Below are 10,939 nucleotides of genomic sequence, written 5' to 3'. Positions count from 1 at the left end.
ATTACTGCTTTCCCTGTGCCCAGTCCTGCAGTAGCGAAAGTCCCTGTCGGAATACCGTCTAAAGTTACATTGGCTGCATCGCCGGACAATACTCCGCTTAATGCTGCCGTTCCACTGATCGTTGCCGTGGCATTTCCGTCGTACTCCTTGTTACTGATATTGATACCGGAGATCGTAATTGATTTTGCGGTAATGTTTGCTGTTAAGCCGCTTGGCTGGCTCAGGCTGTAATTCCCCGAAGCACTACCACTGATACTATAGCCACTTACCGTTACTGATTTACCTGCCTCTACTGAGGTATTGGCAAAAGTAGCTGAAGGTGTACCACCAAGGGTAACACTGGCTGCATCGCCTGGCAATACCCCATTTAATGCTGCTGTTCCGCTGATTGTTGCTGTGGCATTTCCGTCGTAGATTTTATCGGCAATGCCATTGCCAGTAATGCTGATTGCTTTTGCAGTGATGTTAGCAGTCAAGCCTGCTGGTTGTGTTAAGCTGTAATTGCCTGAAGCACTTCCACTGATGCTGTAGCCGCTTACCGTTACCGCTTTGCTGGTACCTGCTCCTGCTGTTGTGAATGTCGCTGAAGGTGTACCGCCAAGGGTTACATCAGCGACATCGTCCGGCAATAGCCCACTTAATGTTGCTGTTCCGCTGATCGTTGCTATAGTATTACTGTCGTATGTTTTATCACTAATGTTGATACCGGTGATCGCAATTGATTTTGCTGTAATGTTTGCTGTTAAGCCTGTTGGCTGGTCCAGGTTGTAATTACCCGAAGCACTGCCACTGATGCTGTAGCCGCTTATGATTACTGCTTTCCCTGTGCCCAGTCCTGCAGTAGCGAAAGTCCCTGTCGGAATACCGCCTAAAGTTACATTGGCTGCATCGCCGGACAATACCCCGTTTAATGTCGCTGTTCCACTAATCGTTGCTGTAGTATTTCCGTCGTACTGCTTGTTACTGATATTGATGCCGGTGATCGTAATTGATTTTGCGGTAATGTTTCCTGTTAAGCCTGCTGGCTGTGTTAAACTGTAATTCCCCGAAGCACTACCGCTAATACTGTAGCCGCTTATTGTTACTGGTTTACCTGTCTCTACTGAGGCATTGGCAAAAGTGGCTAAAGGTGTGCCACCAAGGGTAACACTGGCTGCATCGCCTGGCAATACCCCACTTAATGCTGCTGTTCCGCTGATTGTTGCTGTGGCATTTCCGTCGTAGATTTTATCGGCAATGCCATTGCCAGTAATGCTGATTGCTTTTGCGGTGATGTTAGCAGTCAAGCCTGCCGGCTGCGTTAAGCTGTAGTTCCCCGAAGCACTTCCACTGATGCTGTAGCCGCTTACCGTTACCGCTTTGCCGATACCTGCTCCTGCTGATGTGAATGCCGCTGAAGATGTACCGCCAAGGGTTACATTAGCTACGTCCCCAGATAACACCCCGCTTAATGCTGCTGTTCCGCTGATCGTTGCTGTGACGTTTCCGTCGTATATTTTATCATTGATGCTAATACCAGCGATCGTAATTGTTTTGATTGTGATGTCGGCTGTTAAGCCTGCTGGCTGGACTAAACTGTAATTACCGGATGCACTACCGCTGATGCTGTAACCGCTTACCGTTACTGATTTGCCCGTCTCTACTGAGGCATTGGCAAACATAGCTGAAGATGTACCACCAACAGCAACATTGGCTGCATCGCCGGACAATACCCCGTTTAATACAGCTATTCCGCTGATCGTTGCTGTGGCATTACCGTCGTACTGCTTGTTGCTGATATTGATTCCGGTGATCGTAATTAATTTTGCCGTAATGTTTGCTGTTAAGCCGCTTGGCTGGCTCAGGCTGTAATTACCCGAAGCACTACCACTGATACTGTAACCACTTACCGTTACTGATTTACCTGTCTCTACTGAGGTATTGGCAAAAGTAGCTGAAGGTGTACCACCAAGGGTAACATTGGCTACATCGCCTGGCAATACCCCATTTAATACTGCTGTTCCGCTGATCGTTGCCGTGGCATTTCCGTCGTAGATTTTATCGGCAATGCTATTACCAGTAATGCTGATTGTTTTTGCAGTGATATTAGCAGTCAAGCCTATCGGCTGTGTTAAGCTGTAATTGCCTGAAGCGCTTCCACTGATGCTATATCCGCTTAACGTTACCGCTTTGCTGGTACCTGCCCCTGCTGTTGTGAATGTTGCTGAAGGTGTACCGCCAAGGGTTACATTAGCTACATCGTCCGGCAGTAGCCCACTTAATACAGCTGTTCCGCCGATCGTTGCTGTGACGTTTCCGTCGTACTGCTTGTTGCTGATGCTGACACCCGTAATGGTTAATGTTTTAGCTCCTACGGTGCTCGATGCAGTTGCAACGTTTTGTGGAGTAGCTCCCGCACTGGCTACTACTATATTCCCACTGTAAGGCGACCCTGACACGGTCGCTGAGGCCTTCAAACGGGCATAAACAGTTGTAGCATTAACCGTTCCACTGTTAGGGATAAGCGTGACCGTTGCTCCATAGCCGGAACCGGACGAGGTAGAAACTTCAAATCCACCCGGTGGAGTAACGGTGATATCAGCGGTAAGACTACTTCCGCTTACAGTAAAACTTGTGGATGTGGCGGAAGGCGATCCGTAAGTGGTGTTGACAGCGCTTAGGGTACCTGATACAGCTATATTTGGGCCCGGAACGGCTCTCGTTATTGTTATTGTATATGTTTTTATGGTTATTCCATTCTGGGCTGTTACCAGGACAGTAATCGTATTGGTACCAACATCCAAATCGATAGATTCTGATACACTGCCGCTGGTTACTACCGTCCCATCTATTGTTACCGTAGCTGTTGCATCGGAAACAGTTGGGGTTAAAGTAATCGAACTGATGGCATTACTTACCGAAGCAGTATAAGCTCCAGTACCGGTGTCAAAAGCTGGACTTAAACTTCCTGAACTTAATGCGAGCCCCGAAAGATCGGCATTAGAGGAAAGTGGGTTAACCGTCAGTGTAAACGGAACAATACTGGAAACACACCCCGTAGCACTGTTCTTTAAGATTAAATTAAAATCATAAGTCCCCCCGGTTTTTGTCGCAGGAAGGGTTACTGTTAATGGCGAACTGCCCAATGTAGCATTATTAACGGCAATAAAGTCGCTCATAGCGGTAGTCCCTGTAGTAATAGAATACTGATTCGGACTACCTGTAGTTGCTGTATAAGGTAATGAGAAAGAAGTTGCTGTTGTGCTAACGGAAGTTATAGTTCCCAGTGTTATAGTGGGCAAAAAGTTTGCCGTACCACTTACAGCAACATTTTTATCTGTTGCTCCGGTAGAAGAAACCGTTATATTTCCTAAAGGAGATCCCGAGGCATCAGACTTTAAACGTACATAAATCGTAGCGTTGCTTACCGAGCCCGATAAAGGTGTCAAAGTAACACTACTGTTAAAGCCAGTTGTAGACGAAGTTTTGGAAACCTCATAACCGGTAGGAGCCGCAACAGTAATAGCTGTGGTTAAGTTGTTGCCGGAAACAGTGAAGCTTTGGGCTGATGATGCCGTTCCGGAACATGTAGAAAAGGCACTTAATGTACCAACAGTTGTAACTGACGGTATTGCAGGAGTGGTAAAACTTTTTATCTCCCCCTTCGAGGTACCCTTTATATTCACCCCCTTTATACGGTAATAATAAGTGGTACCACCTGATAAACTTGTAAGTGAAACTGAAGAACTGGTATTTCCAGCACCTGCACTTACAGAACCTCCGGTAGTTGCAGCAACTGTAGTAACTCCTGAGGATAGACCTGAAACGGTACCGTACTCAAAACTTACCGTAGTTTCATCTCCGTTATCATTTGCAGTACCATTTAAAGTTGCTCCGGAAATACTAATTGAGGAAGTTGAACCTGTATTTACAATTGGTCCGGCAATAGTAATTGAGTTTATTAAACTACTCTGTGTAGATCCATATCCTGTCCACTTGCTTTTGTCAGTTAAACGGGATAGCCATGTTGCAGCATCTGCAGCCGTAGTTTCACCCGTATAATGTACAACATCTTGCTGGCTTCCACCGCCAGGCATACCTACGGCATTTACCCCTGGAGTTAGAGCATTCTCACTTCCGTTCCCATTAGGTAACTGAGAATCACGGGCACTCGCCACAATAGAAGTATTCCAGTTATTTGCATCTACAGTTCCCGAGGAATTGTTAAACCCTGAAATAAAGTAGGGATTAGTATCGCTGCCCTGATAAATAAATACACCATCACCGGCAAGATTCATTGGGTCCTGGGCGGTCGTAGGTCGTAATTCAGATAAATCGCTTGCAGGAATAAGCACATTACCTGCAGTAACATTTGTCAGCACAGACGTCTCTCCGGTTCCACCCCAGAAAAACTTTAATACCGTCCCCTTAGGCACACGAGAGGACAGGGTCCAGGTAATAATTCCATCAGCGTTCGGTGATGCTGTAAATGCATTGTTGGTTTGATCCCAGCCAAAATCAGTAAACTTGAGTACTGTTCCTGTCGGGATATCAGCCAGCGCTGCAAAACGTACTTCGTCAATAGTTGCATCCCATCCAATAACAACAATGTCGCCCTGAACAAGTTTCTGGGCTCTGGCGATGCTGATAAAAGTAAAAAACAACAAACAAAAGAAAACTGCCGTCCTTTTAAAAAAATGTAAAGATTTATTCATATATCTATTTTAAACTCATCAAAAAGTTTTTTTCAAATGCAAAAAACAGTACCAGGAGTAATTTTATTAAACACAGAGATAAGGATTTTGCCAACCGCTTATGTTCTCTCTGTGTATCTCATCATAGACCAGATCATTGTACTTCAATGCACGCCCCTGGCTTACAACAATTCTTGAGATTTTACCGTCGTTAATCGTAATTTTTTCAATGTCAATCTGGGGAAGCGAATAATCTGAATCCAGGTAAAAACTCCTTTCCCCCCTGGGCGTTTGTAACCGCTCTGCTTTTAATAATGCTGACACCGTTTTATAATCTCTTTTTTGCAGATAAGGGATAAGCTCCTGTATAGCGACTCCCATTTCGTATCCCAACAATGCAAATAAATTGGCTTTACGGCCTGTTAAACTTTCAAAATCCCTTTTAAACTTTTTATTTGCGGCATCCTCAGATGCATAATTATAGAGGGAGGCTGAATAGATCTCCAGGGAAAGACCTGAAAGCTGGTCTAAAATTTCTTCTGATGCCATATGGGCACTTACAATAAGTGGCACCTTCCCATTTAAGCCCGAGGCTGCAAACTCGCGATAAAATTCTACCGCTTCGGAACCACAAAACAAAGCATGAATATAAGAAGGGAACTTTTCATATGCTTTCTTGAAAAAAATATGGATATTTTCTTTAACCTGCGATTGAGCCGGATCGCCATGAAGTACTGTAAAATCCATCTCCTTCGACCCCGCACTTATGGCCCCTTGCCTGAATGAACTTTGCAGATGGTACCCGGCGTCGTATAAGGACATTAATACAGTCCCCTTGTCTGCGAATTCTTTGTGTGCCCAATAACCCAAAGCATATTCCGATTGCCATAATTGGTAACTATTTAGAAACACACTATCAGAAATATGCTGGTTATATGGTATCAACTCTCCCATATCCATAAAAAAACCAAGTTTCCCTCTTTTTTCCAGCTCTGCTATTACTGCCGGCATCGCCTTATAGCTGATTAAACCTGAAATCAAATCGGCATTACTGAAATATAAAAGCTTTTGCACTGCTGCGGTCACCATTTTCGCTCCACCCTGTCCCACATATTCAGGTACAAATTCAAAAAGGTTGCTTTCTAATTGTGGCTTTGGCAGTGCAGCATAAAATCCATGTATGATATCATTAGGTAAATCAGGGTAAATAGAAGAATACGGTATAAGAAAACCTATTTTAAGACGCATATTAAAAATGAAAATACCGCTGGCTTTCACCAGCGGCAAATAAAATAATTATTCAGTTAAGGCCGGGGAGGGTATAATCCCTGGACGGCGATAATGTAATTCACAACAGTATAAGGTTGTAGCAGAGAAACCTGAGACGATGCTGCAGCTCCTGCCTGGTTAATCGTTACACCGACGTTGACAGCTGCCTGGGGAATATTAACCGTAAAAGGATCTACCTTTACAGATCCGGATGCCATGGCCGTTGTTGTTGGAGCCGGAGTTCCAGCAACGTAATTTGTCGCGCCCACACTTGTATCTGCACCTAAGAAATTTCCACCCGGATCAGCCTGCCCACCATTTCCATTAACCCCGTATAAAGTAGCGTTAGGAGCGCTAACCGGAACATTTTGAGCAGGAACTCCGCTGCTGGTAACTGTAGCTGTATGTGTATGAGGTATCAATGGCACCTGAGCAGCAGTAAGTGTAACCGTTTCAACACCTGCTGACGGTACCACGTTATTACCAAGACTCTTCGGAGAAATGTTAACGCCATAGGTGTTTATTTGAGTGGGATTATAGCCCACAGGAACCCGCCCCCTGAAATCGGGGAGATTAAAAGTACTTGAACCATTTCCCCCGTAGGTCAGTCCGATGAGAGAATACAATACCTGATTTTGATTAACGTTTAAAGCCTGACCCTGACAGGGTTGATAATCCATTGGCGCCCAAGTCAGAGGCCATAAAAAAATTGTACCGACAAATGCTGAATCCATGTAAAAAAATTAAAGTTTATAATATAATTTATTGATAGTTTATTTCATTTTCGATATATCATTAGCCTCTTCAGACTAACCGAACACTTCAGACTGAAATCTCATACCGGTTGTTATACCCATGCCAAAAAGTTTACTGCCCGAAACAAAGCCTTCATTAACCCGCGCCACATTAATCTTTAAGAATCTATTTTCAATACAGGCAACAATTAACCCGTATAGTACATCTGCATAAACAATGGTTCCAGGGACATCCACTTGCCCGTTAGTGTTCAGCTCAACAGCAACGACTTCAAGCAGCCGGATTTCCATATTTCCTAAAATGGCAAAAGCCCCACCATATTTAGGATTGCAAGCGTTTACCAGACATTCTATTTCCTCAACGTTTTGTAACTCCCAATTGATTGTAAGATCTGACAAAACAGGCTTACGGTTAAACATTACAGGTAACTGCTCTTGTGGAACTTTGTCAAATTTGCCTTTCAGTAATACTTTTAAAAATCCATCCAGGCTGCTCATCGCCACTACACCCATTCTGGCACAATACATACCATAATTCTCTCCGTAAATAACAGGACTCTGAACTGTCCAGGCTATTGGGCCTCCATCAATATCTTCTGTCATTTCATGAACAACCAATCCGGCTTCGGCCTCCCCATTCTTTAGCTGCCAGAAAATTGGATCGCTACCACGATATTTCGGTAGAAGGCCGAAATGAAAATTATAAAACCTATTCGCTGGTTTGTTTAGTACGCTAATAGAAAGCTTCCATGGAAACGCAAAAACCAAAACGGTCGTTGCTTTCGCCTTGTCTATCCAATTTAGCAACGTTTCTTCTTGCTGATCTTTTGAAATATATGTTATTTCTTCTGGAGTTAACCCGAGATGTAACAGTCGCTGATCTAAAAATCGCTTACTTTTATGCGGCACTGCAACCCCCGCAAGAATCCCACGTTGCTTTAAATGAAGAATAGAAGGTAAAACCAACAGATCAGAATTACATAGTATTCCAACCCTAAGGTTCGTCGTTTGTCCTGCGGATTCCCGATGATCAATGATCTGTTTGTTCATCCAAAAATAAAACTAAGACCAGCCTAACGAGACAACAAAATATATCCTCTGCTTATAGGGATGAGATAGACGCTTTGGCAAACGTAAAAGCATTAATGATTTGAGCATACGTTATAAATTATTTAACCAAAAATATAAAAGACAATGAAGCTATCCTATAGACCCCAGGGTCTTTTTTTTCTTTTCTTATAAAGAAGAAAAGAAATAATTATCAGGCTTAGAATATAGCCGAAATATTACCACGAAAAAAAATCAACGCAACTTCATTAAACTACTACCTAAGCAAGATAATTAATTGCATATTTGTAAATGCCCATATCAATTCGCTATCTCATATGGATTACTTTATTTTCGCTTCCTTTAATTTGCCAGGGTCATCCCCCATGGCTTGCCAAGGGGGATTTGAAGAAAACTATTGCCCTCAAACCATTTTTCTATGCTATTGAGGATCCTCGTAATAGTTATCATACGCTGTCTCTTACCCAACAGAAAGCCAATTTCGTACCTTTAAATCAATTCCATCTTTCTGCGCCTGACCATACTTTTTGGTTAAAAACAGCACTAAACACGTCTGACGATCTGGATCAAACGCATTTCTGCTTAAGTTTTGACCATTTAACTTTTGTTGATCTGTATATTTTTGAAGCGGGGAAGCTAAAAGTCCACCGAAGAGCTGGGGCTTTCAGGAAAAAGACGGATATAGAGCCGGAAGACAACCGCTTTAATTTTAATTTTGTATTATCTCCGGGCAGCACTTATCAGCTACTATTAAAAGTTAAACACACCAAAAAATTTCCACCAAACTTTGATTTCGTATTACAAAGTACTTACACCTACCTTTCTTATAACCGGACATTTGATTTGATCAATTTCTGGCTTCAGGGTGCTATTGCCATTTTGTTCTTTTATGCGGGACTTTCCTGGTTCATTAACAGGTACAGGCCTTTTATTTGGGTTATGTTTTTTATATTGGGCATCGGACTTTACTGTTTTTCATTACAACCTTCTTTTATTGATTTTTTCTTTCCCATGCAGCCAGAAACCGGCTGGCTTTTAGTCCCTGTCTTTCTTCATCTGGGGATCGTAAGCTTTTACCTTCTACTGATCGATTTTCTGGAAATAAAGAAAAATGCGTATAAGCTCTATCGGTATGGCCATTATATTATAAAAAGCCTTCTCATTTTTTCTATGCTGTGCGTCATCCATAACAGCTTAACCTCCAATTACTATCTCACTAATCAGATCAACCTGAGTTTTTCTATTGTCCACTTAACCTATATTAGTTATATATCCATTGTGCTGTGGCGTAAATTAGATGCCAGCCAGCGTTTCATGATATACGGCATTTTGGTATTTGCAATGGGCGCAATCGCTCTTGTGGGAAGTGGGTTTTTATTTAACGAACGAGGTTTAGTTTATGCTCCTATCATCTCCAAAACCACTATTCTATTGATAATCATTCTTTTTTTAACCGGGATAAACCAAAAATTGAGACAACACGAACGGGAAAAAATAGCAGCCCTGGAACAACTGAACAAAATACATAAAGAGCATAATTCACTTATTGAACGAAAAGTAGAAGAACGGACCGCGGAACTCAGGAACATGAACGGTAAGTTACGGAAACAACGGGCAGAACTAATAGAAAAAAAGGGACATATCGATACCTTAATGGATGAACTGAACCATAGGGTAAAGAACAACCTGCAAATGTTGTACAGCCTGAGCACTTTGCAATTGCCACTGATGCATAATGAAAAAAGCAAGCAGGTACTCAACGATATGCGGGGACGCATTAAGGCAATGATGTTGGTTAACACCCATTTAAACATCAATAAAGAAAAGCAAACTATACAGCTTATTTTGTTGGTACAGGAAATTAAACAGCATGTACAGCATATCTACGATCCTTTAAAACGCATTCAGATAGAAGTTGATGTTTGCAGGGATCTGTTGCTTCATGCAAACACATCGCTGCCCTTTGGGCTGATATTGACCGAACTTTTTACAAATACTTTTAAACATGCCTTTACGCCGGATGAAGTGTATCCTTTTATAAAGTTACTTATTCATTTAAAGGAAGGTCAAATCCATTTTACCTATAAGGACAACGGAAAGGGATTGGAAAAGTTAAATACCAATTCTTCTATGGGAATTTCTTTAATTCAGGATTTGATCAGGCAGCTAAAAGGAAATCTATTGATTGATCATCATACTGGCTTTACTTATTTGTTCACTTTCCCAAATCTCCCGTAAAAAATGCGCATTCTTATTATCGAAGACGAAATCATCATTGCCCGCTTTATTGAGAATCAGATTAAAAGGCGCTATCCATTTGAAACCGTTATTGCACTTTCAACTAAGGAAGTTGAACAATTGCTTCCTGATTTTTGTCCGCACCTTATCCTTTGTGACATTGAGCTTAAGGATGAGCTGGATGGAATTGAACTCATCCGCCAATTAAAAAAAACATACTCTTTTGAAGTCGTGTTTATTACATCATATCAATCTATGCATACCATCAACCGGGCCTTTGAACTTAAGCCGGCTAACTATATCATTAAACCGTTAGATGAAAGCAGATTATATGCCGGCATCCAGGCTATTGTAAACCAATTACTGGAGAAAAACGCGGGCAAGAATCCCAATTTTAATATCAATGACATTTTAAGTCAAAGTGAACTGACCATACTCAAGCTTATTGCCCAGAAGAAAACGACCAAAGAAATTGCTTCGTTAATAAACCTTAGCCCTTATACCATAAAAAACTACCGTCACAGTATCTGCAGGAAACTTCAGTTAGAAGAAGAAAATAATGCATTATTAACCTGGTCTTTAAAAAATTATCAGTTTATTTCCAATGTCTGAATAAATTCCTCTTTCCGATTATTTTTCAGAAGTTAAGATCCCAATAGTTTGACCAGATTTTACAGCAGTTCTAAATCCATAGACGGTCCCATAGATAATCCCTTCGTAAGCATCTGAACGATATACGATATTATCTATTCCAACCATATCCAGCGGAGCTGTCAGGTTGTCTAACATGGAGCAGATAGAAAAGAGTTTTTGTTTTTCGAATGCTTCAAATTCCTTAGAAACCATGACCAGCTGATAAACGCCAAATACAAAACTTCCGCCTTTTGATAGCAAGGAGATTGGTCTTTTCCAATTCTTATTTTTTTTCATTAAAGC

At 41.9% G+C, this 10,939-nt stretch carries 7 protein-coding genes; 2 read left to right on the top strand and 5 right to left on the bottom strand.

Annotated features, from left to right (window positions below):
* From R2Q84_RS25115 to R2Q84_RS25100, 4 genes are all read right to left on the bottom strand, one after another.
* On the bottom strand, positions 1 to 4,694 hold a 4,694-nt coding region (locus R2Q84_RS25115; RefSeq protein ID WP_316819367.1), incomplete at its 3' end, for a beta strand repeat-containing protein.
* Between the two features lie 66 nt (positions 4,695 to 4,760).
* Positions 4,761 to 5,921, bottom strand: a complete 1,161-nt coding sequence (locus R2Q84_RS25110) for an ABC transporter substrate-binding protein (RefSeq protein WP_316819366.1) — start codon at positions 5,919 to 5,921, stop codon at positions 4,761 to 4,763.
* Positions 5,922 to 5,977: 56 nt separating this feature from the next.
* Positions 5,978 to 6,622, bottom strand: a complete 645-nt coding sequence (locus R2Q84_RS25105; protein ID WP_410478439.1) for a phage tail protein — start codon at positions 6,620 to 6,622, stop codon at positions 5,978 to 5,980.
* Between the two features lie 129 nt (positions 6,623 to 6,751).
* On the bottom strand, positions 6,752 to 7,747 hold the full coding sequence (locus R2Q84_RS25100; RefSeq protein WP_316819364.1) for a formyltransferase family protein: 996 nt from the start codon (positions 7,745 to 7,747) through the stop codon (positions 6,752 to 6,754).
* A 309-nt stretch (positions 7,748 to 8,056) separates the two neighbouring features.
* Between R2Q84_RS25100 and R2Q84_RS25095 the strand changes: the two genes are divergently transcribed.
* The gene (locus R2Q84_RS25095; protein ID WP_316819363.1) at positions 8,057 to 10,003 is read left to right on the top strand and encodes a 7TM diverse intracellular signaling domain-containing protein; all 1,947 of its coding nucleotides are present in this window, start codon (positions 8,057 to 8,059) and stop codon (positions 10,001 to 10,003) included.
* A 3-nt stretch (positions 10,004 to 10,006) separates the two neighbouring features.
* Positions 10,007 to 10,615 carry a response regulator transcription factor gene (locus R2Q84_RS25090; protein ID WP_316819362.1) on the top strand — a complete coding sequence of 203 codons (609 nt, stop codon included), beginning with the start codon at positions 10,007 to 10,009 and terminating at the stop codon, positions 10,613 to 10,615.
* A gap of 18 nt (positions 10,616 to 10,633) precedes the next feature.
* Here the strand turns inward: R2Q84_RS25090 and R2Q84_RS25085 are convergent.
* Positions 10,634 to 10,939: hypothetical protein (locus R2Q84_RS25085; RefSeq protein ID WP_316819361.1), on the bottom strand; the 306-nt coding region annotated here is incomplete at its 5' end.

The organism is Pedobacter nyackensis, from assembly GCF_032678475.1.
GTDB lineage: Bacteria > Bacteroidota > Bacteroidia > Sphingobacteriales > Sphingobacteriaceae > Pedobacter > Pedobacter nyackensis_A.
Note: the sequence above shows the minus strand (reverse complement) of the source record. Positions and strands in the feature narration are given on the sequence as shown.